This is a genomic window from Cupriavidus sp. SK-3, from assembly GCF_000611145.1.
Lineage (GTDB): Bacteria > Pseudomonadota > Gammaproteobacteria > Burkholderiales > Burkholderiaceae > Cupriavidus.
Map to the genome: position 1 here is coordinate 106222 of NZ_JFJV02000210.1, position 24962 is coordinate 131183.

Consider the following 24962-nt stretch of genomic DNA (forward strand, 5'->3'; position numbering starts at 1 on the left):
CTGGTTGCCCCCCACCGAATCTCCGCTAAAACCTCTCCATCTTGCAACTGGTGGACAGTGTAGTCTGGGCGGACTTCAGCTTCCTGACAGTCCGGAACCCATACCCCGATCCTTCGTTATCAAACCGCACATCCCCGCCCTGCCGCTCCATCACGGAAACATAAAGCGGCTGCAGCACCTGATGGTCATCGGCCCGGATAGTCGCCTCATGAAAATCGTTGACATAGCGCATACCCTCGAGCGCCCGCGCCACCTTGACGGCATCCGTCGACCCTGCCTTCTCGATCGCCCGGGCCAGCATCTCCACCATCATCTGCATGCGCAGGTGCACGTAGTCGTCCTTGGGCTCCGGGTAGCGCGCCCGGAACGCCTGGTAGAACGCATCCGAAGCCGCGCCGCCCACGTTCGGATGCCACTCGGCCACCGCCAGCACCCGCCCGACCCCGGCGTCGCCCATGGCCGCCGGCGCGCCCAGGCCATTGCCATAGAACGTGTAGAACTTGGCCTTCAGTCCGCCTTCGCGCGCTGCCTTGACCATCAGCGTGAGATCGTTGCCCCAGTTGCCCGTAATCACGGCGTCCGCGCCGCTGGCCTTGATCTTGGCGATATACGGGGCGAAATCCTTGATCTTGCCAATTGGATGAAACTCGTCGCCCACGATGCGCAACTCCGGGCGCTTGGCGGCCAGCATCTCGCGTGCCGAACGAGCCACCTGATGGCCAAAACTGTAATCCTGGTCGATCAGGTACACGCGCCGCACGCTGGTATCGGCGCGGATGACCTCGGTTAGCGCCTGCATACGCATGTCGGCACTCGCATCGAAGCGGAAGTGCCAGAAACTGCAGCTTTCGTTGGTCAGCGCGGGATCGACCGCGGAATAGTTGAGAAAGAGCACGCGCGCCTCGGGCTGGCGCGCGTTGTGCCGATTGATGGCGCCAACCAGCGCGCCGGCCACCGCCGAACTGTTGCCTTGCAGGACAAAGGGGATGTTCCTGTCCACCAGGCCGCGCAACTGGATCAGGCTCTCGTCGACATTGCCCTTGCTATCGAAGGTAACGAGTTCAAAGGGACGCGGGCCCTCGGCAGTCTTGACGCCGCCACGCGCGTTGACGCGATCGATGGCAATCCGCAGGTTGCGCACAACGGCATCGCCTGCGTTGGCAAAGGGACCGGACAACCCCTCGATCATGCCGAGACGGATCGGCTCCTGCGCGCCGGCTCCTGCCGCCACCGCGAGCAAGCAAGCTGCCAGCCATCTTTTACACCACATCGAGAGACCTCCCGCTAAAGCGCTGCATGGTAAGCCAGGGACCAGGCGGAGGCAAATGGGCGCGCCTTCGCGGTAAGACGCGGAGTTGAGCGAGAATAGCCCAAGTGGCGGCGAAAATAGAGGAAGTTGAAGGGAAGAACGCAGGACCAGCGGTCGCCGGCTCCTGTATTCGGCCCCAAGCCGGCGCATGCCGGCGCGCGGACGCTAGCACCGGAGCTGGCACCAGCGCTTTTGCCAGCGCTTCTTCCAGTTGAAGGCAAGTCCCGCGAGCCCAAGCAGGCAACTGGCCGTCAATGTTCAATTTCAATTTCTATTTCGATGGCGGCGGCGTGCTGCGCCAGACCCAGATCACGCCCGCCCCCCCTCGCCAACGGGCCTGACCGGCGCCGGTGAGGTGTGACCGGCGCCGTTCGTCGAGCGTGCGCAGAACGCAAAACGCCCGCCGTCGTCCTCGTGGGAACGCGGCGGGCCGATTCAAGCCCCGCTGCCGCTTAGGCCGCGGGCTTACCGGTCAGATCGGGATCAGATCTGCGGGTTGATCTTCTGCACGGCCTTATCGTGCAGCTTGTTCAAGGCAGCCAGGTAGGCCTTGGCCGAAGCGGCCACGATATCGGGATCGGTGCCCACGCCGTTGACGATGCGCCCGCCCTTGGACAAGCGGACCGTTACCTCGCCCTGGGCCTGCGTGCCGGCGGTAATGGCATTGACGGAATACAGCACCAGTTCGGCGCCGCTGTTGACCTTGCCTTCAATCGCGTGCAGCGTGGCATCGACCGGACCGTTGCCCTCGCCTTCCCCGGTCAGCTCGTGGCCGTCCATATTGAACACCACGCGCGCATGCGGGCGCTCGCCGGTTTCGGAGTGCTGCGACAGGGAGATAAAGCGGAAGTGCTCGTTGACGTCGTGTGCCTCGTCGGAAACGATGGCCATGATGTCTTCGTCGAAGATCTCGGACTTCTGGTCGGCCAGTTCCTTGAAGCGGGTGAACGCGGCGTTGACTTCGCTCTCGCTTTCCAGTTCGATGCCGAGTTCCTGCAGGCGCTGCTTGAAGGCATTGCGGCCCGAGAGCTTGCCCAGCACGATCTTGTTGGCGGTCCAGCCCACATCTTCGGCGCGCATGATCTCGTAGGTATCGCGCGCCTTCAGCACGCCATCCTGGTGGATACCCGAAGCATGGGCGAACGCGTTGGCGCCGACCACGGCCTTGTTGGGCTGCACCACGAAGCCGGTGATCTGCGATACCAGCTTGGAGGCCGGCACGATCTGCGTGGTGTCCACACCGACGTCGAGGTCGAAGTAGTCGCGGCGCGTCTTCACCGCCATCACCACTTCTTCCAGGCTGGTATTGCCGGCGCGCTCGCCCAGGCCGTTGATGGTGCACTCGACCTGGCGCGCGCCGCCGAGCTTGACTGCTGCCAGCGAGTTGGCCACCGCCATGCCGAGGTCGTTATGGCAATGCACGGACCAGATGGCCTTGTCGGAATTGGGGATGCGCTCGCGCACCGAGCGGATCAGCCCCGCATAGCCTTCCGGCACGGCATAACCCACGGTATCCGGCAGGTTGATGGTGGTAGCGCCTTCACGAATCACGCCTTCAAGCACGCGGCACAGGAAATCCATGTCCGAACGGCTGCCGTCTTCGGGCGAAAACTCGATATCGTCGGTGAACTGGCGCGCAAAGCGTACCGCCAGGATGGCCTGCTCATAGACCTGGTCCGGCGTCATGCGCAGCTTCTTTTCCATATGCAGCGCCGAAGTGGCGATGAAGGTATGGATGCGGAAGGCGTTGGCCGGTTTCAGCGCCTCCGCCGCGCGCGCGATATCGCGGTCGTTGGCGCGGGCCAGCGAACAGATGGTCGAATCCTTGACGACCTGCGCGATGGAGCGGATCGCTTCAAAGTCGCCGTTGGAGCTGGCCGCAAAGCCGGCTTCGATCACGTCGACCTTCAGGCGCTCCAGCTGCCGCGCGATGCGGATCTTTTCCTCGCGGGTCATGGAGGCGCCTGGCGACTGTTCGCCGTCGCGCAAGGTGGTGTCGAAAATAATGAGTTTGTCGGACATGAGTGGGGCTCCTGGGCTTATCTTTGTATCGGGCGAATCAAGTTGCTGTCTCGGCATTCGCCGTGTTGTTTTGCTGTGCTGCTGTATTGGTGCTGAATGCAAAACGCCCCGGCGTGCAGTGATGCAGGCCGGGGCGTTTTATGAATCCTGTGTGACTTGGCGCGAGGGTCTTGGCTTCCCTCAGCGCAAACGCGTCCCGACCTGATGACCTAGTAGGCCACCTAGAATGGTGCGGGCGAGTAGAGTTTGGCGCGAAATCATGTCAGCGACTATAGCCGAGATGCCGGGCGTGTGCAATATGGTCGCGTGAATCGGGGTGATAGCCGGGAAGAAAGGCCCCAGGGGCGCCCTGCCCCCCGGGATGCCAGGCGTCAGGCCTTGGGCGGGATGCGCAGCTTCTGGCCCGGATAGATCTTGTCCGGATGCGACAACATGGGCTGGTTGGCCTCGAAAATGGTGGTGTATAGCGCACCATTGCCATAGGCCGCCTGGGAAATCGCCCACAAAGTGTCGCCCTTGACCACCGTATGCCATGTCGACTCGATCGAGTCGACATTGACCGACATCTTGTCCTCGACCTTCTCCACGCCCTGGACATTGCCGCAGCACAGGACGATCTTCTCGCGGGTCGCCTGATCCGGCGCCACGCCGAACACCGTCACCAGCGCCTGTGCACCGTCAACCTGCACCATCAACCCGGTGGCATCCAGGTTCATCTGCTTGATGTAGCCCTCGATGGCATCGCCAGCCGCGCGGTTGGCCGCATCGACGTCCGCCGACGGTGCATCGGCCGGAGCCTCGGCCGGCGCGGCCTTGGCTGCGCCGCCGCCGAACAGTTTCTCTCCTGCTTCCTTGATGAAGTCGAGCATGCCCATGAGAACCTCCAGTTGGTCAGTGATAAGTGGACAACAGTGGATACAACAAACCACGGCAAACCGCGCCGCTAGCCTGCGCCCCGGCCTTTGCGGGCCAGACAGCGCAGAGTTCTGGAAAACAAAAAGTAAAAAGGCGCCGTAGCGCCTCTTTACCGACCTGCCGTCAGGAACGTTCGTTCCCGCCGTCCCGCGCCGTCCGGATGCCTGCCGGCTTGCCATGCAACGCATGCCAGCCCCATAGCAGGTAACCGGAAATGGCGTATGCCACGAACAGCCCGAACAACGCCACCGGCGGATCCGTCGAGACCACAACAAACAGCACCAGCACCAGCACCATCATGCCGAAAGGCACGCGGTAGCGAACATCGAGCGCCTTGCCGCTGTAGAACGGCGCGTTGGAGACCATCGAAAGCCCGGCATACAGCGTGATGCCGAATGCCACCCACGGCATCCACAGTTCCTTTACCGGCAACTTGTTGTCGATTACCAGCCAGACAAAGCCGGCCACCAGCGCCGCCGCCGCCGGGCTGGGCAGCCCCTGGAAGAAGCGCTTGTCGACCACGCCGATGTTGGCGTTGAAACGTGCCAGCCGCAGTGCCGCGCACGTGCAGTAGACAAACGCGGCGATCCAGCCCCACTTGCCCAGGTCGTGCAGGATCCACTCGTACATCACCAGCGCCGGTGCAACCCCGAATGAGGTCATGTCCGACAACGAGTCATATTGCTCGCCGAATGCGCTCTGCGTGTTGGTGATGCGCGCCACGCGGCCATCCATGCCATCCAGCACCATGGCGGCGAAGATGGCGATGGCCGCGCTGTCGAAGCGCATGTTCATGGCCTGCACGATAGCGAAAAACCCGGCGAACAGCGCCGCCGTGGTAAATGCGTTGGGCAGCAGGTAGATACCGCGCCGGCGCGGGCGCACGTACTCGATATCGTGATCGTCGCCAGCTTCGTCGTCGAAGTCGCCGGGTTCGTTGCCGCGCAGCTGATTGTGGCGGAAAGGACGCAAGTTCGTCACGTTGCCATTGCTAACGCGCTTGTTGCGTCGATTGAAAGCACCCATGCCTGTTCTCCAGTGGGTCCGGTGTATTCCGGCCTGGCCGGATTAATCCAGTTCGGCCAGGATGGTCGACGAGGCCGACACTTTTTCGCCAATGGTGACGCGCGGGCGCGCGTCCACCGGCAGGTAGACGTCGACGCGCGAGCCAAAGCGGATGAATCCATAGCGCTGGCCCCGCGACAGCGTTTCGCCAACCCGGGTATAGCAGAGGATGCGGCGGGCCACCAGGCCGGCCACCTGTACCAGCGTCACCACCTTGCCGTCAGCGGCACGGCGGATGACCACGGCGTTGCGTTCGTTCTCCAGCGAGGCCTTGTCGAGGTCGGCGTTGACGAACTTGCCGGGGAAATACTCGACCTTCTCTACCTTGCCATCCACGGAGACGCGGTTGGAGTGTACGTTGAACACGTTCATGAAGACACTGATCTTCAGCGCCTCGCGTCCCGCGTAGGGGTCCATGGTCTTCTCGACCACCACGATGCGGCCGTCGGCGGGGGCCAGGACAGCGTTCGGCTGGGCCGGGATTGGCCGCGGCGGATCGCGGAAAAACTGCAGCACGAACAGCGTAATGATCCACAGCGGCAAGGCCCACCAGAAGCCAGCGCTGACCTGCACCAGCAGCGAGATGACAAAGGCGCCGGCCAGAAATGGCCAGCCTTCACGGGCGATCAGCGGATGAGGATAGTTCATGCAGTGCTTGGATAGAGGAATAAAGTCTGACAAGGATAACAAAAAGCCGTTCAGTCCCCGCCCGAATAACCCCTCGAAGCGGGGATATTGCGCGGAATACTGAACGGCTGCGGCCCGCGCCGTCAGCGGCGGCGGGCCGTCGGGCTGCAATACAGCTTAGTTCTTCGACTGGTCGACCAGCTTGTTCTTTGCGATCCAGGGCATCATGGCGCGCAGCTTGGCACCCACTTCCTCGATCTGGTGCTCGGCCGTCAGGCGGCGGCGCGAGATCAGGGTCGGGGCGCCGACCTTGTTTTCCAGCAGGAAGCTCTTGGCGTATTCGCCGGTCTGGATGTCGGTCAGGCATTGCTTCATGGCCTTCTTGGTCTCCTCGGTCACGACGCGCGGGCCGGTGACGTATTCGCCGTATTCGGCGTTGTTGGAGATCGAGTAGTTCATGTTGGCGATGCCGCCTTCATAGATCAGGTCGACGATCAGCTTGAGTTCGTGCAGGCACTCGAAGTAGGCCATTTCCGGCGCGTAGCCGGCTTCCACCAGCGTTTCGAAGCCAGCCTTGATCAGCTCGACGGTACCGCCGCACAGCACGGCCTGCTCGCCGAACAGGTCGGTTTCGGTTTCTTCGCGGAAGTTGGTTTCGATGATGCCGGCGCGGCCGCCGCCGTTGGCGGTAGCGTACGACAGGGCGATGTCACGGGCGGCGCCGGACTTGTCCTGGTGCACGGCGATCAGGTGGGGCACGCCGCCGCCTTGGGCGTAGGTGGAGCGCACGGTGTGGCCCGGGGCCTTCGGGGCGATCATGATCACGTCGAGGTCGGCGCGCGGGATCACGGCACCATAGTGCACGTTGAAGCCGTGGGCGAAGGCCAGTGCCGCGCCTTGCTTGATGTTGTCATGCACTTCGTTCTTGTACACGTCGGCGATCTGCTCGTCCGGCAGCAGGATCATGACCACGTCGGCGTCCTTGACGGCGTCGGCCACTTCCTTGACCTGCAGGCCGGCGTTGACGGCCTTGTTCCACGATGCGCCGCTCTTGCGCAGGCCGACCGTCACCTTGACGCCGGAGTCGTTCAGGTTCTGCGCGTGGGCGTGGCCTTGCGAGCCGTAGCCGATGATGGTGACGTTCTTGCCCTTGATCAGGGAGAGGTCGGCGTCCTTGTCGTAAAACACTTTCATGATAATTCCTTCGATCTTTCGTTTTCGTGTGTCGGGTTGGCGGCTACCGCCCGGCTAGTGCCGGCACCGGCGCCGCCGCTGGATACTGCAATCGGGTTCAGACCTTCAGGATGCGCTCGCCGCGGCCAATGCCCGAGCCGCCGGTACGGACGGTCTCGAGGATGGCGGCGCGGTCGATGGCGTCGAGGAAGGCATCCAGCTTGCCGCCGTTGCCGGTCAGCTCGATGGTGTAGGTCTTCTCGGTGACGTCGATGATGCGGCCGCGGAAGATGTCGGCGGTGCGCTTCATTTCCTCGCGCTCCTTGCCCACCGCGCGCACCTTGACGAGCATCAGCTCGCGCTCGATGTGCGCGCCTTCGGTCAGGTCCACCACCTTGACCACTTCCACCAGGCGGTTCAGGTGCTTGGTGATCTGCTCGATCACGTCGTCCGAGCCGCTGGTGACGATGGTCATGCGCGACAGCGAAGCGTCTTCGGTGGGTGCCACCGTCAACGTCTCGATGTTGTAGCCGCGCGCCGAGAACAGGCCAACCACGCGCGACAGCGCGCCGGGTTCATTTTCCAGCAGGACCGAAATGATATGTCGCATTACAGGTCCTCCGCGCCAAGCAGCATTTCGGAGATACCCTTGCCGGCCTGCACCATCGGCCACACGTTTTCAGTCGGGTCGGTCTGGAAATCAAGGAACACGGTACGGTCTTTCAGGCGGAACGCTTCGCGCAGGGCGGGCTCGACATCTGCCGTCTTTTCGATGCGCATGCCGATATGGCCATAGGCCTCGGCCAGCTTGACGAAGTCGGGCAGCGCATCCATGTAGGAGTGCGAGTAGCGGTTGTCGTACTCGATTTCCTGCCACTGGCGCACCATGCCGAGATAGCGGTTGTTGAGCGCGCAGATCTTCACCGGGGTGTCGTACTGCAGGCAGGTCGACAGTTCCTGGATGTTCATCTGGATCGAGCCTTCGCCGGTGATGGTCACCACTTCCTTCTCGGGGAAGGCTTTCTTGATGCCCATCGCGTACGGCAGGCCCACGCCCATCGTGCCCAGGCCGCCGGAATTGATCCAGCGGCGCGGCTCGTTGAACTTGTAGAACTGCGCGGCCCACATCTGGTGCTGGCCCACGTCCGAGCAGACAAAGGCGTCGCCGTGGGTCAGTTCCCAGATCTTTTCCACCACGTACTGCGGCTTGATGATCTCGGATTCGCGGTCGTACTTGAGGCAGTCCACCGAACGCCACTGCTCGATCTGCTCCCACCACTTGGCCAGGGCCTCGCGCTTGGGCTTCACGTCGCTGGCCTGCAGCTGCGCGATCAGTTCCTGCAGCACGTCCTTGACGTGGCCCACGATGGGAATGTCGACCTTGACCCGCTTCGAGATGGAAGACGGATCGATGTCGATATGGATGATCTTGCGCGGCTGCGAGGTGAAGTGAGCCGGATTGCCGATCACGCGGTCGTCGAAACGGGCGCCGATGGCAATCAGCACGTCGCAGTTCTGCATGGCCATATTGGCTTCATACGTGCCGTGCATGCCGAGCATGCCGACGAACTGCTTGCTGGTGCCAGGGAACGAGCCGAGACCCATCAGCGTGTTGGTGACCGGATGGCCGGTCAGCGCGGCAAGCTGGCGCAGCTCCTCGCTGGCGTTGGCCAGCACCACCCCGCCGCCTGCGTAGATGAACGGACGTTCGGCGCCCTGCAACAGCGCGAGCGCCTTGCGGATCTGGCCCGAATGGCCCTTGTTCACCGGACTGTACGAGCGCATGTCGATCGACTTGGGGTACTCGTACTTGCAGGAATTGCGGGAAACGTCCTTGGGAATATCGACGACAACCGGGCCAGGACGGCCGGTCGCGGCGATATAGAACGCCTTCTTGATGGTCGAAGCGAGATCGCGGACGTCCTTGACCAGGAAGTTGTGCTTGACGATGGGGCGGGTGATGCCGACCGTGTCGCATTCCTGGAAAGCATCCTGCCCGATGGCGTGCGTCGGCACGTTGCCGGTGATGATCACCATCGGGATCGAGTCCAGGTAGGCCGTGGCAATGCCCGTCACCGCATTGGTGACGCCGGGACCGGAGGTCACCAGGGCGCAGCCCACCTTGCCGGTCGCACGCGCATAGCCGTCTGCGGCATGAACCGCGGCCTGCTCGTGGCGCACCAGGATGTGCTCGATCTTCTTTTGCTTGTAAAACTCGTCGTAGATATACAGCACTGCGCCGCCGGGGTAGCCCCAGACGTACTCGACGCCTTCTTCGGCAAGTGCGTGAACGAGAATTTCCGCCCCGATCATTTCGGGTGCGGCAGATGAATTGCTGTCTGCGTGGAATTCCGCGCTGGGCATGTTCATTTCAGTCCTTTGCAATTTTCGGCAAAAAATTGTTCGGATGCTCTCTGCCGGGCTTGTGGCACGGGTTCAAGCGGTGCGCGTCTGCATGGAAGACCGCCTCATAAGCGGCCGGATGAGACAACCACTGATGTCGTGTGAACCAGCGATGATACTGTATTGGATCAGGCTGGTCTACGGGCTTTTTTCATCCCGGGGGCTTCGCGCAAAATTCGGGAACGCGCCACCCACTACCCTACCCCGCGCCTGAATGACCACAAGAGAGAACAAGGATGGTCACAGGGGGGGTTATTTGCTAGCATCCCACCATTTTGGACGTGCAAGAAGCCGTTTTCTGCACATCCGTCGGCCAAGGCCCCACCGTCTGTACCCCGCCTGCATGGCTACCGATCAGGAACTATCCGACTTTCTCGCCAGCGTCGAGCGGCGCGCCTTCAAGCAGGCCGTGTTTGCGGTGCGCGACGACGAAGCCGCCCTGGACATTGTCCAGGACGCGATGATCAAGCTCGCCGAAAAATATGGCGACAAGAACGCCGCGGAACTCGCGCCGCTGTTCCAGCGCATACTGCAAAACACCATCCACGACTGGTTCCGCCGCCAGAAAGTGCGCAATACCTGGGTCACGCTGTTTTCCAACCTGCGCGACGACCGCGAAGGCGAGGATAATGACCTGCTCGACACTTTCGAGGCCGAGATCGGCACCGAATCCGCCGAGAGCAGCGCCGACAAGGTCGAGCGCGCCCAGACCATGCACATCATCGAACAGGAGATCCAGCGCTTGCCGGCACGTCAACGCGAAGCCTTCCTGATGCGTTACTGGGAGGATATGGACGTCGCGGAAACGGCTGCTGTCATGGGATGCTCCGAAGGCAGCGTCAAGACGCACTGTTCCCGTGCCACGCACACACTGGCGCAGGCATTGCGAGCGCGGGGGGTCCGACTATGAGCACGAGAAACGAAAAAGAAATCAACGAACGCCGCCTGGCACACGAGATTCGCACGGCACTGGATGCCTCGGCGAATGCGTTGCCCGACAATGTGACCGACCGGCTCGCCGCCGCGCGGCGGATAGCGCTGTCCCGCAAGAAGGCGCAGGCCGCCGTTGCCGCGCCGCAACTGGCCACGGCCGGGCTGCACACGGTCTCCTTCGACGAGGATGACTCGCCGCTGCATCGCGCAGGCGCATGGCTGCGCCGCCTCGGACTGGTGTGGACGCTGGTGGCCCTGGCCGCCGGACTGATCGGCATTTACCACTGGCAGCAGCAGCAGCGCGTCGATGAGCTCGCGGATGTGGATGCCGCCATGCTGCTCGACGATCTCCCGCCCACGGCCTATGCCGACCAAGGCTTCCACGTGTTCCTGAAGCGCGGCCAGTAACATGACCAGCGCCCACCTCAACCCCGACGCACCGCGCCGGCGGCTGGCAGCCTTGCTGCTGGCCGGGATGGCTGCCGCCGTCACTTTGTACCTGGGGCCGCTTACGTGCCACGCACAGGGTGGCCGCGCGCCCGCTGCCGCCGCCGTCGCAAACGCCCATCCGGCCTGGGAGGAACTCAACCCCGTGCAGCAGCGCGTTCTGGAGCCGCTGGCCGGGGAGTGGAACACCTTCCCCGAGTTGAACAGGCGGAAATGGCTGCAGATCGCAGAGCGCTATCCAAAGTTTTCGCCCGCCGAACAGGCACGCCTGCAGACGCGCATGACCGAATGGGTCAAGATGACACCGCAGCAACGCCGCCTGGCCCGCGAAAACTACCAGATCACGCGTTCGGTGCCGGCCCAGAAGAAGGCCGAAGCCTGGGACAAGTACCAGCAGTTGCCGGAAGAGCAGAAGAAGAACCTGGCGGCGGCCGAGAAGGTGCCACGCCGTCCGGGCGCGGTCAGCGCACTGCCTTCGGGCAAGCGGCTGCCCGCCGAGACCACGCGGCAATTGCACCTGGAAAAGAAGGCGCCGGCCAGCGCCACCTCCAACGCCAGGCGCACGCCGGCACCCAAAGCCGCCCCACTGGCGCCTGAGCCCCAGGCCACCTCGACGGCCGTCGCCGCGGCCCCGGCGACGGACACCCCGCGCGAGGCCGCCACCGAAGCCGCCGCCAGCAGTGCCGCCAGTGCCACCAGCCCTGACGAGCCGGTGCGCCGCTGAGAACCTGCGGTAGCGCTGCCCGTACCGCCATACCCTGACGATCCCGGCTTTTGGCATAATGCCGCTTGTGCTGCCTCAGCCGCGCTTGTTTCCTGGCTGGCGGCCCTGCTTCGCCGCCCGGCTCGCCGTGGACGCCGCTGCCGCGAATGACTTGGGAGTCATGGGATCCCGCCGGATCCCATCATCCGGCAGCCTTATTTACCAGGCGGCGCGCTGCCCGCTCAGGCATCACCGCCGAGCCGGCGCCGGACCCCGCCGTTTTCCCGTCTGATCGCCATGCCTGCCGTCACCACGCCAAAATCCAACGCCAAGCCGGCTGCATCCGCCGCGCCAGCCGGCCCTGTGGGGCCGGGCCAGGCGCCGACGATCCGCCGCCGCATCGCCTGCATGCTGTACGAGGGCGTGTTGCTGTTCGGCGTGCTGAGCGCCTCTACCGGGCTCTACCTGCTGGCGCGCCCTGGGCTGCAGCAACTGGACCTGGACGGCCGCTTCACCATGCAATGCTGGAGCTTCCTGGTGCTGGGCTGCTATTTCGTCTGGTTCTGGCAGCGCAACGGCCAGACCCTGGCCATGCAGACCTGGCGCATGCGCGTGGAGACGGCCTCGGGAACGCCCCCGCGCTGGCCGCAGGCGGCGCTGCGCTACCTGCTGGCATGGCTGTGGCTGCCACCTTCGGCGGCGGCCGGCCACTTCCTCGGCCTCGTCAAGGGCCCCTTCATTGGCGTGCTGTGCGCCGGACTGCTGCTCTGGATCCTGCTGGCCTGGCTGGACCCCAGGCGGCAGTTCCTGCACGACCGCCTCGCCCGCACCCGCCTGACCGACCTGCGCCCGCCCAAGCCATGAACCTGTCGGCCGCCGCCTTGCGCCGCACCGCGGTGGCATTGCAGGCCGCCGCAGCACTGGGCTGCGCCACCGCACTCCATGACTGGCATGACTGGTCCCTTGCCCCAGCCCTGCTGGCCGGCATCGGCGTGGTGCTAGCGGTGCTAGGGCTGGCCGTCGCCGGCGCCTTTGCCATTTCCCAGCGCGGCATCGGCGAGCCCGCCAAGGCCCGCCCGCCGCTCCCGCGCGCCTTGCTGGACACCCGGCCGGCGCCGTTGACGCTGCCGCGGGCGCTGGCCTGCTACTTGCGCGAATACGCCGCTGTGTTCCGCATGTTCAACTGGCTGCAGCCGTTCTGTTCGCACCGGCGCCTCCGCCCGGCCAATGCGCCGAGTTCGCGTCCGCCGCTGCTGCTGGTGCACGGCTACGGCTGCAACCATGCGGTCTGGCTCGATATGCAGCCCGCCCTGGCGGCGGCCGGCTATCACTGCGAGGCGATCGACCTGGACCCGGTCTTCGGCGACATCGATCACTATGCCCTCGAAGTGCGCGCCGCCATGGCACGCATTGCCGCCACCACCGGCCAGCCTCCGCTGCTGCTCTGCCACAGCATGGGCGGCCTGGCCGCGCGTGCCGCGCTGGCCGGCAGGGGTGCGCCGCCCCCGTGCCGCGGCATCGTCACGCTGGGCACCCCGCACCACGGCTGCGCGCTGGCCCGCTACGGCGGCGGTTTCAACGCGCGCCAGATGCGCTGCGGCAGCGCCTGGCTGCGCGCGCTGGCGGCGCGGGAAACGCCCCGCCAGCGCGCCGCGCTGGTGTCGATCTTCAGCTGGCACGACTCCATCGCGGGCCCGGCCGGCACATCCTGGCTGGAAGGCGCCCATCACGTTCCCCTGGCCGCCATCGGCCATGTCAGCCTGTTGCGGCACCCGCAGGCCACGCAGGCCGTGCTGTGCGCGCTTGCGCAGTTGTCGGCGGTGGCGCCGGCGGCCTGAGCCGCCGGCGGACGTTGCCGGGTTTCGATTTCGGCACTGTTGGCCTTTGCAGCCAAGGGCTGTCGCCGTTTCTTGTACGGCGCTGGTTGTTTGAAGCCCAAACCCTGCATCGTACAAAGTGGCAACCGCCAGGACCCGGCACGCAGCGCCCCTCATCGCGCATGGCATCCTCGCAACGGTCATATGACGTTCATGTTTCCGTCACTGCTCCGTCACGCGCGGCTGGCCCAATGCAGCCATCGTCGCTACCGGGGCCGCCATGGTTCAAGCTCTTCGTTCTGCCTGCGGACGTCTGGCCAAGGCCACGTATTTGCTGGGCAGACGCACCACCGAGTCTCAATCCCTGCCCGCCGCGCTGGCCGCATTCATGCCACCGGGCAGTACCTTGCAGCAACGGCCTCCCGCGCGTACCGCCACCTCTCCCGCCCCCGCCAATCCCGCCCCGCCGGACACCACAGTCCAAACCCCGCACCCTTCGCACCCGATCCGCCATTACCGTGCCATCTGGCTGTCCGACATCCATCTCGGCACGCCCGGCTGCCAGGCCGGCTACCTGCTCGACTTCCTCAAGCACAATGAATCGGACCAGCTCTACCTGGTCGGCGACATCATCGACGGCTGGCAATTGCGCCGCGGCTGGTACTGGCCGCAAAGCCACAACGACGTGGTGCAGAAGCTGCTGCGCAAGGCGCGCAAGGGCACCGAGGTGATCTACGTGCCGGGCAACCACGATGAGGTGGCGCGCCAGTTCGACGGCCTCGCCTTCGGCGACATCACGGTGCGCGAAGACGCCATCCACGTCACCGCTGCCGGCCGCAGGCTGTGGGTGGTGCACGGCGACCTGTTCGATGGCGTGGTGCAGCACGCGCGCTGGCTGGCCTACCTGGGCGACTCGCTCTACACGCTGATCCTGGCCATCAATCGCCACTTCAACCGCATCCGTGCCCGTCTCGGCTTCCCGTACTGGTCGCTGTCGCAATACCTGAAGCACCAGGTCAAGAACGCGGTGAATTACATCAACTCGTTCGAGCAGGCGATGGTGGACGAAGCGCGCCGGCGCGGCTGCGACGGCGTGGTGTGTGGCCATATCCACAAGGCCGAGATCCGCGAGGTGGACGGCCAGCTCTACTGCAACGACGGCGACTGGGTGGAGAGCCTGTCCGCCCTGGTGGAAACCCAGGACGGCGAGCTGCAGATCGTCTACTGGACCACCCTGCTCGATGCACCGGCCACGGCAAGCCGCCGCGCCACCGCCACGGCCTGACAAGGCTCGATGCACTCGCCAATCAACTTGATCGCCCTGGCGCCGCCGGGGCCCGTCACCCACGCGGCCCGGCCGCAAGGAGCACGCATGAAGATCCTGATCGTCACCGATGCCTGGGAGCCGCAGGTCAATGGCGTGGTACGCACACTCAAGTCCACCCGCCGCGAGCTGATCGCGATGGGACACACGGTGGAACTGATCACCCCGCAGGAATTCCGCACCATTCCTTGCCCGACCTATCCCGAGATCGCGCTGTCCCTTTTCGCCGGCGCCAAGGTCAGGGAGCGTATCCGGTCCTTCGCGCCGGATGCCCTGCACATTGCCACCGAGGGACCACTGGGGCTGGCGGCGCGCCGCCATGCGATCCGTGACCAGCTGCCCTTCACCACGGCGTACCACACGCGCTTCCCCGAGTACGTGCAGGCGCGCTTCGGCATCCCGCTGGCGTGGACTTATCGCTTCCTGCGCTGGTTCCACGGCCCGGCGCGCGCGGTGATGGCACCGACACCCGTGGTGCTGCAGGACCTGCGCAGATTCGGCATCACGCACGGCGTACTGTGGACCCGCGGCGTCGACCTGGATGTGTTCACCGCGCAGCACGTCAACGTGCTCAACACGGCGCACCCGATCTTTCTCTATGTGGGCCGCGTCGCCGTGGAAAAAAACGTCGAGGCCTTTCTCGCGCTGGACCTGCCGGGCTCCAAGTGGGTGGTCGGCGACGGACCGGCACTGGCGTCGCTACGTGCGCGCTATCCTGGTGCCAGCTACCTCGGGGTGCTGAGCCAGCAGGAACTGGCCAAGGTGTATGCTTCAGCCGACGTCTTCGTATTCCCCAGCCGCACCGATACGTTCGGGCTGGTCTTGCTCGAAGCGCTGGCCAGCGGCCTGCCGGTGGCCGCCTACCCGGTGACCGGGCCGATCGATGTGCTTGGCGACAGCGGCGCCGGGGTGATGCACGAAGACTTGCGCGAAGCTTGCCTGGAGGCGCTGCGCATCGACCGTGCCACCGCCCGCGCCCATGCCGAGCGGTTCTCGTGGCGTGCCGCCTCCGAGCAGTTCCTGACTCACCTGCAGCCGCTGCCGGCCGTGCGCGCGGCGCTGAACGGCAATGCCGCACGTACCCCATCCGAACATGCCGACTCCGCATAGCCCGCCGTCCGACCCGCACCGCCCGCCAGCGCCCCAGACCTCGGCGCCGGCCCAGGACTCGCCGAACAACGACTACACGATTGAGCAGAACCCCCACAAAGGCAATCGCGGCCTGGCAAGGGCCTGGCATGCCGGCATCAATTCGCTGTCCGGCCTGCGTTACGCGGTACTGGAAGAGAGCGCATTCCGCCAGGAACTGACGCTGGTGGCCATCCTGACACCCTGCGCCCTGCTGCTGCCAGTCGGCGTTGTCGAGCGCATCCTGCTGCTGGGCACCTTGCTGCTGGTGCTCATTGTGGAGTTGCTCAACTCCAGCGTGGAAGCCGCGGTCGATCGCATCTCGCTGGAGCGCCACAGCCTGTCCAAGCGCGCCAAGGACTTCGGCAGCGCCGCGGTGATGCTGGCGCTGGTGCTGTGCGGCGGAACCTGGCTCGCCATTGCCGGACCGATCGTGTTGGACTGGCTGCGGGCGCTGGCAGCCTGAGGGTGGGCGATTCCGACGTCAGACAGGGCGTCCGTGGCCGATACGGCATTGCGGCAAACGGCGATTGCTTATAATCGCCTTCAACTTACCGAATTGCCGGTCGCCCGGTCGCCCATGGAACCCAAACAGCAAACCGGCCCCCGCCGCACCCGGGACCGCATCCTAGACGTCTCCCTCCGCCTGTTCAACGAACTGGGCGAGCCCAACGTCACGACCACGACCATCGCGGAAGCCATGGAGATCAGCCCTGGCAATCTCTACTATCACTTCCGCAACAAGGACGACATCATCAACTCCATCTTCGTGCTGTTCGAGCAGGAGATGGAGCGCCGCCTCAAGATGCCCAACGACCGCAAGGCCACGCTGGACGAGAGCTGGGGCTACCTGCAGTACATGGCGGAGTTCATGTGGACTTACCGCTTCCTCTACCGCGACATCAACGACCTGCTGGCGCGCAACCGCATGCTTGAGACCAACTTCAAGCGCATCGTCGAGCAGAAAAAGCGCTTTGCGATAGAGATCTGCCGGCAGTTCCAGGAAGACGGCGAGATGGAAGCCACGCCCGAGCAGGTCGATGCCATCTGTACCAATATGGTCGTGGTAGCCACTTACTGGCTGTCCTTCCAGTTCGTGCAGCATCCGCGCCAGTACAACGATCCCGAACAGATTCGCGGCTACCTGCACGGCTCGAGTTATCACATCTTCTCGATCCTCGCTCCTTACCTGCGCGGCAAGGCCCGCCAGGCGTTCGACGTGCTGGCCCAGGAATACGCCGCCGCCAAGGCGGCACAAACTGCAAAGGAAAAAAAGTGAAGTCCGTTTGTATCTATTGCGGCTCCAGCCCCGGCAACCGCCCCGAATACGCCGCCGCGGCGCGCAACATGGGCAAGCTCCTGGCCGAGCGCGGCCTGGCGCTGGTCTATGGCGGGGGCAAGGTCGGGCTGATGGGCATCGTGGCCGATGCCGTGCTGGCGCACGGCGGCACCGCCATCGGCATCATTCCCGATGCGCTGATGCAAAAGGAAGTCGGCCATCGGGGCCTGACCGAGCTGCACGTGGTGCGCAACATGCACGAGCGCAAGCAGATGATGGCCGACCGCGCCGATGCCTTTATCGCCATGCCTGGCGGCGTCGGCACCTTCGAGGAACTGTTCGAGACCTTCACCTGGCTGCAACTGGGCTATCACGCCAAGCCGGTGGGCTTGCTCAATGTGGCCGGCTTCTACGACGGCATGCAGGGCTTCCTGCAGCATGCCGTGGATGAAGGCTTCCTGAAGCAGGTCCACAACGACCTGCTGATGACGGACACCACGCCCGAAGGCATCCTCGACAAGCTCGCCAATGCGCCGCGCGTATTGGTGGACAAGTGGCAGGAAAAGCGCGCGGAAACCTGATCGCGCTCCCGGCAGCTGCGCACCTGGCCGAATGTAGTCAAGCTCGATATTCACGGGGAACTTGCTGCCGTGCACCGCCAGCGCATTGTAGCTGTATGGATCTGCAAACGGCGTCAACGGATCGGCAGGGAAGCGGTTGTACGGCACAACTCGACCACTCGGAAACCGGTAGCTGCCAACCTTCAACTGCAGCATCGTCTCCGGTTTCTCTCGCGCGAGTTCGCCCAGATCAGGCGTGTTTTGCCCTGAAACCAGCACGATGGCGTTGTCCAGTCTCTATCAGAACGATGAGCCCGGCTCCCTCAGGAAAGCGCTCTCTTCCTCCGTATCCCGCCGCCCCAGCAAAGCATTGCGATGCGGAAAGCGCCCAAAGCGCTCGATCACCGCACGGTGCCTGATCGCCCACTCGACCACGTCCACCCTGCCCTCGCTCTCCGCGCGCAGCGTTGTCATCAGCTGCACGGCGATGTCCTGGTCGGCAAGCGCTTCGGAGTGCTCGAACGGCATATAGCAGAACATGCGGTGGAATGGCGTTGGCAGCAGGCGATCGGCGCCGCTCTCCACCATCTGGCGGGCCGTCGCCAGCGCCTGCGCGTCAGAGGCGAAGCTGCGCGGATCGCGGCGAAAGACGTTGCGCGGTACCTGGTCCAGCACCACGATGCGCGCGCATGCACCCTCGGGAGTCTGCACCCAGCCGGCATGGGCGCCGGCGCGCGTCGCTTCCCACAGCGGCAGGAAGGCTGCGCGCATTGAGGCGTCGAAGTCATCGGACTTGGTGAACCACTGTGCGCGCGAACTGTTCCACTCTGGCGAGCCGGGCGCGCCAAACCAGAAATCGAGCACACGCCCGGCGTCGGCGGGCAAGTCAGTGACAGCGTCGAGATTCGTATTGGTCATGGCGGAGTGGCGGATAGCCTGATCGACGGCGTGGCCGTCAACGCGGTACATTGCGCATCCAGTCGGCGGTACCGAAGAAGGCCTGCATCAGGCGCAGTTGCAAGTCTTCGGGCAGGCCCACGTCCTGCATGGCCAGCGCCATGCAGCGCATCCACTGGTCGCGCTCGCTGGTGCCGATCTCGAACGGCATATGGCGCGCGCGCAAGCGCGGGTGGCCAAAGCGCTCGATAAAGTGATTGGGGCCGCCCAGCCAGCCGCACAGGAACCAGAACAGCTTGTCCCGCGAGCCATCCAGGGAGGCGGGATGCATGGAACGGAGCCCCTTGAACTCGGCTTCGAGATCCATCAGGTCGTAGAAACGATCGACGAGTTCACGCACGCGCGCCTCGCCGCCGATCAGTTCATAGGCGCTCACTTCGGTGGCGGCGGATTCTTCAGGTTTGGATTCGGTACTCATAAGACACTCGGAAATTCTTGAGGCACGGGCTGCACGAGCGGCGCGAAAACCGCTCAGGCTTCACGCAGGGTGGCCAGCGCAGGTTGCCGCAGCACCTCGCGCAAACCCAGCCAGCCGCCCGCGAAAGCGCACAGCATGCCAGAAAGCACGCCGGCGGGCACGATCCAGCCATTGAAGCGGAACGGGAAATCGAATACGAACTGCGACAACCCCCAGCCCACGGCAATCGCGCCCAGGCTGGCCAGCAGGCCCGCCAGGCCACCCACCACCAGAAACTCGGCGTACTGGGTCTGCCGCACCATCGCCGCGGACGCGCCCAGCGCCTTGAGCAGCCCGGCATCGCGCTTGCGCTCGTCGCGCGCGCCGGACAGCGCCGCATAGAGCACGGTGACACCGGCCGCCAGCGTGAACACGAACAGGAACTCCACTGCCGCAATGACCTGGTCGAGCACGTCCTGGATCTGGCGCAGGATCAGGTCGGTGTTGACCACCGTTATGTTCGGGAATGCCGCCACCAGCTGGTTGCCCAGCGCGGCCTGCCGGGCCGGCAGGTGGAAGGCGGTGATGTAGGTCTGCGGCATGCCCTGCATGGCGGCGGGCGGCAGGATGACGAAGAAGTTCACCCGCATCGAGCCCCAGTCCAGCTTACGCAGCGACGTCACCGGCGCCTCCACCGACTGCCCGGCCACATCGAAGCGCAAGGTATCGCCCAGCCGGATCCCCAGCGTCTTGGCGATGCCCTCCTCCACCGAGGCCCCGGCCTTGCCGCCGCCGAGCCAGTTGCCCGCCACCACGCGGTTGCCCGCCGGCAGCGCGTCGGTATAGGACAGGTTGAACTCGCGCTCGACCAGGTTGCGGGCACGGCCATCCGGGAAGCGCTCAGCGCGCACCGGCTGGCCGGCGATATGCGTCAGACGTCCGCGCACCATCGGGTACAGCAGGTCGTCGATGCCGGCGTGCTGCAGCATGCCGGTCAGGGGCGCGCGCTGGTCCGGCTGGATATTGATGATGAAACGGTTGGGCGCGTCCGCCGGCGTGGCATTGCGCCATGAGGAGATCAGGTCGTTGCGCGTCATGCCAAGCAGCAGCAGCGCCATCAGGCCCACCGCCAGCGCGACCGTCTGCAGCACCGTGACGCCGCGCCGGCGTTCCAGCACCGCCAGCGCGAAGCGCCAGCCCACGCTGCCGCGCGCCAGGCGGCCGCCGCGCATCAGCCGCGCCAGCGAGGTCAGCAAGCCAAGGGCCAGCAGCGCGAACACGGCGCCTGCGGCCACGAAGCCGCCGGCGGTGGTCAGCCCCAGCTTGAGATCGCGGGCTGCCACCAGCAGCAGCGCCACGAAGGCGCCAAGGCCCAGCCCGTAGGCAATCCAGGTCGACACAGGCGGCGCGCCGATGTCGCGGCGCAGCACGCGCAGCGGCGGCACCCCGGTCAGCGCCAGCAGCGGGGGCAGCGCAAAGCCGGCCAGCAGGACAATGCCCGCCAGCAAGCCCACCACGGCCGGCAGGACCGAGGGCTGCGGCAACGTCACGGTGAGCAGGTTGCCCAGCGAGAGCAGCAGCCCGTAGTGCGCCAGGTAGCCCAGCGCCACGCCGGCGGCCGCGCCGCCGATGCCCAGCAGCAGGAACTCCAGCCCGAAGGCCTGCAGGATCTCGCGGCGCGACAGGCCCATGCACTTGTAGACCGCGCAAGCGTCGGTATGGCGCTGCATATAGCGGCGCGCCGACATGGCGATCGCCACCGCCGCGATCATCGACGACAGCACCGCCACCAGCGACAGGAAGCGTTCGGCCCGGTCCAGCGTGGCGCGCATTTGCGGCTGGCCGGATTCGAGCGACTCGACACGGGTGTTGCGCAGCGCGCGCTTGTCGATCTCGGCGACTGCCCACTGCTGATAGGCCTGCGCGGCGGCGTCGGGGCCGGCTACCAGCAGGCGGTATGTGACCCGGCTGCCCCAGCCGACCAGCCCGGTGGCTTCCAGGTCCGACAGCGGCAGCATCACGCGCGGCGCGAAGTTCATGAAGCCGGCACCGCGGTCCAGTTCCTGTGTGATGATGCGTTCGATGCGAAAACCGCGGCTGCCCAGCTGGATGGTGTCGCCCAAGGCCACGCCGAGAGAATCGAGCAAGGCCTCGTCCACCCAGACCGTGCCTGCCGCAGGAATGCCGGTGGCTGGCGCATCCGGCCCGCCACGCTCAGCCGCCACCTTGACCTGCCCGCGCAGCGGGTAGCCGGTGCCGACGGCCTTGAGCGCGGCCAGTTGCGAAGCGGCCTCCGCCGGCACCGCGCTGGCCTTGCCCTGCGCGGCTGCCTTGGCCGGCGCGCGCGCGCTCGCCATGCTGGGAAAGGTGACGGTCTGCGTCGTGACCAGGCCCGCCTGGGCGGCATGCGCAGCGAAGACGGCATCGAACGGCTGGTCGGACACGATCAGCACATCGGAGGCGATCATCTGGCGCGCATCGCGCTCCAGCCCGAGCCGCATGCGGTCGGCCAGGAAGCCCACGCTGCTGAGCGCCGCGACCGCCAGCACCAGCGCGAACAGCAGCAGGTTCAGTTCGCCGGCGCGCCAGTCGCGCCGCGCCATGCGCAGTGCCTGGCGCCAGGGCGAGAAGCGCGCCGGGCTGGCGCCGGACGGCATGGCGGCGGCGATGGCGGGAACAGTCCGGGAAGCGGGTTCTGAAGACATGGATCAGTTATCTCTTGTTATCTCTTGTCCGTGCACGTGCATCATGGCGGCCTGCCGGGCAGGCCGCGCGGGTATCGATGATATCGGGAGATATCGGCAAAACAGCAAGCGGCAAAACAGCAGGTCCGGGCGCCTCGCCATGCTGACGGCGGATGGCTGGCGGACACTCGCCAACCGGATCAGGGCCAGATTATGGCGGCGCTAGCGCCTGGGCTGGCGCCCGGCCGGCGCAGCGGCCGGCGCACGCCTGGCCAGGGCATCGCGCAAGCGGCGCACGCCGCGCCACAGCTTTGGCAGCAACCACGCCGCCACCAGCAACAACAGCGCCAGCACCACCAGGAAGACCACCGGCAGGAAAAACGCCAGCAGCAATCCGCTGCTGGCGGCCACATCTTCGCTAAGTGAGGCAGCCCAGTTCGAAAACGGTTCCGGGGATACATTGATCAGCGCGCGCGTGCCGGCCTTGGCCGCGTGGGCGGTACCGGCCAGGGTGCCGCCCACCAGTCCGGCGGCGACCATCCACTGCGGATCGAGCTGTCCGAACGCCGCGGCGGCCAGGATCGCACCGGCGGGAATGCGGATGAAGGTCTGGATGCTGTCCCAGAAGGAATCGAAGCCGGGTACCTTGTCGGCCACGAATTCGGCCAGGGCCAGCACCGCGGCCAGCGCGATCACCCACCACGACTCAAGCGCCTGCAGGCCAGGTGGCAGGTGCAGCCAGCCGGCGCGGCCCAGCGCGCCGGCCGTGAAGACGGCCAGGTAGAGGCGATATCCGCTGGTCCAGGACAAGCCCGCAGCCAGCGCGGCCGTTTCTAGCATGGCACTCCTTGCAGGGTCAGGGCCGCCGGCATGTAGCCGCCCATGCATGCAGTTTAATACGCGGGCGCGCAAGCGGCCGGAAACCGGCCCTGGCCGGGCACCGGCGTCAGCTGCCCTCCTTGCCGTCGGGGCCGTACCAGGGGAGTGCCTGCTGGGGCGTCAGGATGCCATCGGGCTCGGCCATGGTGTAGCCCGGCAAGGCCTCGATACGGCGCGCGAAGGCAGGCTCCGCCATCCGGGCCAGCAGCGCGTGCGCCCAAGGCGCGATCTGGTCATTCTTGCGCAGCGCCAGGTAGTACGCCTCGCGCGTCAGCGGCACGAAGGCCAGCCCATGGGCCTCGGCATTCATGCGCAGGCCGAACCCCACCTCGGCGCGGCCGGCATGCACCGCTTCAGCCACTTTCTCGTTGCTGAATTCGGGGATTTCGTAACCGACGACCTGGTCCGGAAAGAGGCCGTGGGTGGCCAGCAACTGGTCGAACAGCATGCGCGTGCCCGAGCTGCGCTGCCGGTTGACGAAGCGCGCCCGGGTACGGGCCAGGTCACGCAGGTCGCGGATCTCGCGCGCCAGGCCGGGCGTCACGATCAGGCCCTGCTCGCGCCAGGCGAGCCGGATCAGGCGTACGGAGGCCGGGCGCAGCCACTTGCGCAGCGTCACATGCGCCACCGAGCCGGCGGTCTGGATCGGCGAAACGTAGAAGCCAGCCACTTCGGACTGCCGCTCCTGCAGGCAGATCAGGCCCTCCACGCTGCCGCAGAACACCGTATCGAGCTGCAGCCCGCCCGGCTCCTCGTGCAGCGCGTCCGCCAGGACCTCCATGGCGGGGTCGTGGCTGCCGGAAAAACGGATGCGGGTCTGCGGCTGGGCGGCATCGTCAAGATCCGCCAGGAAGTCGACCATCGCCTTCTGCACGATCGGATCGATGGATTCGCGCAGGCGCCCTTCCGCGCGCAGCAATCGCTCGCCGAACAGCGTCAGCGAGGCACCCCGGCCACGCTCCATGTCCAGCATGCTGCGCCCGAGCATCTCCTCCCACGAGCGCATCACGCCCCAGGCATGCCGGTAGGACAACCCGATCTCGCGTGCCGCGCGATGCAGGGAGCCAGTCTCGCGCACGGCCTTGAGCAGCTGGAACACCTTGCCGTTGGAGCGGGGATTGTCATCCACGGCCACTACCGGAAACAGATCAAAGCGGAATGTCATATGAAATGCTTTTCATATTTACTTGAGAGAGGTGGCTCATCGACAATCGAATGCCTTGATTTCCACGGTATTCGCCACATTCTCACCGATCCTGTGAGTTGGTGGCAATTCTGTTTCTAAAAACATAAGACAAGGAGCGACAGTGCCGGGCTTACCCATCTCCTGCCTTTTGCCTCATATTTCCCGGCGCGCCGCCGGCTCCCTGGGCCTGGTTTGCCTGGTCACGCTGAGCGGCGCCAGTGGCACCCTCGCCGGCGAACTCAAGCTGGCTACCACCACCAGCACCGAAAACTCGGGCCTGCTCAAATTCCTGCTGCCGAAGTTCGAGCAAAAGAGCGGCGTCACGGTAAAGGTGATCGCGGTGGGGTCGGGCAAGGCGATGAAGATGGGCGAGATGGGCGACGTCGATGTGCTGCTGGTGCACGCGCGCAAGATGGAAGACGAATTCATGGCCGCGGGCTACGGCGTCAATCGCCGCGACGTGATGTACAACGACTTCATCGTGGTTGGGCCTGCCGGCGACCCGGCCAGGCTGAAGGGCGGGAAAGACGTCATCGCCGGCTTCAAGAAGGTTCCTGCGGCCGGCAGCAAGTTCATCTCGCGCGGCGACAATTCCGGCACTGACGTGATGGAGAAGGATTACTGGAAGCAGGCCGGCATCGAGCCCAAGGGGCAGCCGTGGTATGTGAGTGCGGGGCTCGGGATGGGGGAGGTGTTGACCATGGCGGCGCAGATGCCGGGATATACCCTGTCGGACCGGGCCACCTATGGCGCGTATCGCGCCAAGACCGGGCTGGCCATCTTGCTGGAGGGCGATCCGAAAATGTTCAACCCATATGGGGTGATTGCTGTTAATCCGGCTAAGCATCCGGGGACCAACTATGCGGATGCGATGAAGCTGGTGGAGTGGATTACGTCCAAGGAAGGGCAGGATACGATTGCGGCCTATAAGGTGGAAGGCGAGCAGTTGTTCTTTCCTAGTTATAAGGGGAAGTGAGGGGGTGTTTGTGCCCAAGGGCTCGGATGTGCTGGCTCTTTGGTTCGTCTTGATCGGCGTTGGCTTTTGCACCCGATAGCCATACGACATCCCCCTGCGGGGGCTGCCGGGCAGGGTTGGTTGGCTGGCGTTTGTGGGCGTTTTGCTGCGGCGTTGGTTTTTGCACCCAAAGGAATAC

Annotated in this window: 25 protein-coding genes; 11 read left to right on the forward strand and 14 right to left on the reverse strand. The window is 65.2% G+C overall.

Annotated elements, in window-relative coordinates; translation table 11 throughout:
* Window positions 1-25: 25 nt before the first annotated feature.
* From CF70_RS20555 to CF70_RS20590, 8 genes are all read right to left on the reverse strand, one after another.
* The gene (locus CF70_RS20555; protein WP_035868724.1) at window positions 26-1270 is read right to left on the reverse strand and encodes a branched-chain amino acid ABC transporter substrate-binding protein; all 1245 of its coding nucleotides are present in this window, start codon (window positions 1268-1270) and stop codon (window positions 26-28) included.
* Window positions 1271-1792: 522 nt separating this feature from the next.
* Window positions 1793-3331 (reverse strand): 2-isopropylmalate synthase, encoded by a 1539-nt coding sequence (locus CF70_RS20560; protein WP_035868726.1) that lies wholly within the window; start codon window positions 3329-3331, stop codon window positions 1793-1795.
* 371 nt (window positions 3332-3702) lie between these two features.
* The gene (gene lysM, locus CF70_RS20565) at window positions 3703-4206 is read right to left on the reverse strand and encodes a peptidoglycan-binding protein LysM (RefSeq protein WP_035868729.1); all 504 of its coding nucleotides are present in this window, start codon (window positions 4204-4206) and stop codon (window positions 3703-3705) included.
* Between the two features lie 163 nt (window positions 4207-4369).
* Window positions 4370-5272: a CDP-diacylglycerol--serine O-phosphatidyltransferase gene (pssA, locus tag CF70_RS20570; protein ID WP_035868736.1), complete on the reverse strand. Its 903-nt coding sequence runs from the start codon at window positions 5270-5272 to the stop codon at window positions 4370-4372.
* Between the two features lie 42 nt (window positions 5273-5314).
* A complete protein-coding gene (locus CF70_RS20575; RefSeq protein ID WP_035868739.1) occupies window positions 5315-5959 on the reverse strand; it encodes a phosphatidylserine decarboxylase in 645 nt (214 codons plus the stop codon).
* Window positions 5960-6115: 156 nt separating this feature from the next.
* Window positions 6116-7132 (reverse strand): ketol-acid reductoisomerase, encoded by a 1017-nt coding sequence (gene ilvC, locus CF70_RS20580; RefSeq protein WP_035868742.1) that lies wholly within the window; start codon window positions 7130-7132, stop codon window positions 6116-6118.
* Between the two features lie 97 nt (window positions 7133-7229).
* A complete protein-coding gene (gene ilvN, locus CF70_RS20585; protein WP_035868746.1) occupies window positions 7230-7721 on the reverse strand; it encodes an acetolactate synthase small subunit in 492 nt (163 codons plus the stop codon).
* Complete coding sequence (locus CF70_RS20590; protein WP_035868748.1) at window positions 7721-9481, reverse strand: acetolactate synthase 3 catalytic subunit; 1761 nt, start codon at window positions 9479-9481, stop codon at window positions 7721-7723. The genes ilvN and CF70_RS20590 overlap by 1 nt, the downstream gene beginning before the upstream one ends.
* A 376-nt stretch (window positions 9482-9857) precedes the next feature.
* Here CF70_RS20590 and CF70_RS20595 point away from each other — a divergent pair, with 376 nt between their 5' ends.
* From CF70_RS20595 to CF70_RS20640, 10 genes are all read left to right on the forward strand, one after another.
* Window positions 9858-10424 carry an RNA polymerase sigma factor gene (locus CF70_RS20595; protein ID WP_035868751.1) on the forward strand — a complete coding sequence of 189 codons (567 nt, stop codon included), beginning with the start codon at window positions 9858-9860 and terminating at the stop codon, window positions 10422-10424.
* Window positions 10421-10855 carry a DUF3619 family protein gene (locus tag CF70_RS20600; protein ID WP_035868753.1) on the forward strand — a complete coding sequence of 145 codons (435 nt, stop codon included), beginning with the start codon at window positions 10421-10423 and terminating at the stop codon, window positions 10853-10855. Before CF70_RS20595 ends, CF70_RS20600 begins: the two co-directional genes overlap by 4 nt.
* Window position 10856: 1 nt before the next feature.
* Complete coding sequence (locus tag CF70_RS20605; protein ID WP_035868755.1) at window positions 10857-11618, forward strand: DUF3106 domain-containing protein; 762 nt, start codon at window positions 10857-10859, stop codon at window positions 11616-11618.
* A 276-nt stretch (window positions 11619-11894) separates the two neighbouring features.
* A complete protein-coding gene (locus CF70_RS20610) occupies window positions 11895-12461 on the forward strand; it encodes an RDD family protein (RefSeq protein WP_035868758.1) in 567 nt (188 codons plus the stop codon).
* On the forward strand, window positions 12458-13435 hold the full coding sequence (locus CF70_RS20615) for an esterase/lipase family protein (protein ID WP_035868759.1): 978 nt from the start codon (window positions 12458-12460) through the stop codon (window positions 13433-13435). The genes CF70_RS20610 and CF70_RS20615 overlap by 4 nt, the downstream gene beginning before the upstream one ends.
* A 259-nt stretch (window positions 13436-13694) precedes the next feature.
* On the forward strand, window positions 13695-14699 hold the full coding sequence (locus tag CF70_RS20620; protein ID WP_035868762.1) for a UDP-2,3-diacylglucosamine diphosphatase: 1005 nt from the start codon (window positions 13695-13697) through the stop codon (window positions 14697-14699).
* 87 nt (window positions 14700-14786) lie between these two features.
* Entirely contained in the window at window positions 14787-15848 is a 1062-nt protein-coding gene (locus tag CF70_RS20625; protein WP_051648693.1) for a glycosyltransferase family 4 protein, read from the forward strand.
* Window positions 15832-16332: a diacylglycerol kinase gene (locus tag CF70_RS20630; RefSeq protein ID WP_081862258.1), complete on the forward strand. Its 501-nt coding sequence runs from the start codon at window positions 15832-15834 to the stop codon at window positions 16330-16332. Before CF70_RS20625 ends, CF70_RS20630 begins: the two co-directional genes overlap by 17 nt.
* A gap of 114 nt (window positions 16333-16446) precedes the next feature.
* Window positions 16447-17145 carry a TetR/AcrR family transcriptional regulator gene (locus CF70_RS20635; RefSeq protein ID WP_035868765.1) on the forward strand — a complete coding sequence of 233 codons (699 nt, stop codon included), beginning with the start codon at window positions 16447-16449 and terminating at the stop codon, window positions 17143-17145.
* Window positions 17142-17726: a TIGR00730 family Rossman fold protein gene (locus CF70_RS20640; RefSeq protein ID WP_035868767.1), complete on the forward strand. Its 585-nt coding sequence runs from the start codon at window positions 17142-17144 to the stop codon at window positions 17724-17726. Before CF70_RS20635 ends, CF70_RS20640 begins: the two co-directional genes overlap by 4 nt.
* 279 nt (window positions 17727-18005) lie before the next feature.
* Here CF70_RS20640 and CF70_RS20645 read toward each other — a convergent pair whose 3' ends face one another.
* The 5 genes from CF70_RS20645 to CF70_RS20665 form a co-directional block, all read right to left on the reverse strand.
* Entirely contained in the window at window positions 18006-18623 is a 618-nt protein-coding gene (locus CF70_RS20645; RefSeq protein ID WP_035868810.1) for a DUF924 family protein, read from the reverse strand.
* 37 nt (window positions 18624-18660) lie between these two features.
* On the reverse strand, window positions 18661-19080 hold the full coding sequence (locus tag CF70_RS20650) for a group II truncated hemoglobin (RefSeq protein ID WP_035868770.1): 420 nt from the start codon (window positions 19078-19080) through the stop codon (window positions 18661-18663).
* Between the two features lie 53 nt (window positions 19081-19133).
* Window positions 19134-21764, reverse strand: coding sequence for an ABC transporter permease (locus tag CF70_RS20655; protein WP_035868772.1), 2631 nt, complete (start codon window positions 21762-21764; stop codon window positions 19134-19136).
* A gap of 201 nt (window positions 21765-21965) precedes the next feature.
* Window positions 21966-22583 (reverse strand): DUF4126 domain-containing protein, encoded by a 618-nt coding sequence (locus tag CF70_RS20660; RefSeq protein WP_035868774.1) that lies wholly within the window; start codon window positions 22581-22583, stop codon window positions 21966-21968.
* A gap of 106 nt (window positions 22584-22689) precedes the next feature.
* A complete protein-coding gene (locus CF70_RS20665) occupies window positions 22690-23787 on the reverse strand; it encodes a substrate-binding domain-containing protein (protein ID WP_035868777.1) in 1098 nt (365 codons plus the stop codon).
* 202 nt (window positions 23788-23989) lie between these two features.
* Between CF70_RS20665 and CF70_RS20670 the strand changes: the two genes are divergently transcribed.
* Window positions 23990-24784: a substrate-binding domain-containing protein gene (locus CF70_RS20670; protein WP_235185132.1), complete on the forward strand. Its 795-nt coding sequence runs from the start codon at window positions 23990-23992 to the stop codon at window positions 24782-24784.
* Here CF70_RS20670 and CF70_RS38095 read toward each other — a convergent pair.
* A partial coding sequence (locus CF70_RS38095; RefSeq protein WP_235185131.1) for a hypothetical protein occupies window positions 24765-24962 on the reverse strand: 198 nt, incomplete at its 5' end. The genes CF70_RS20670 and CF70_RS38095 overlap by 20 nt on opposite strands.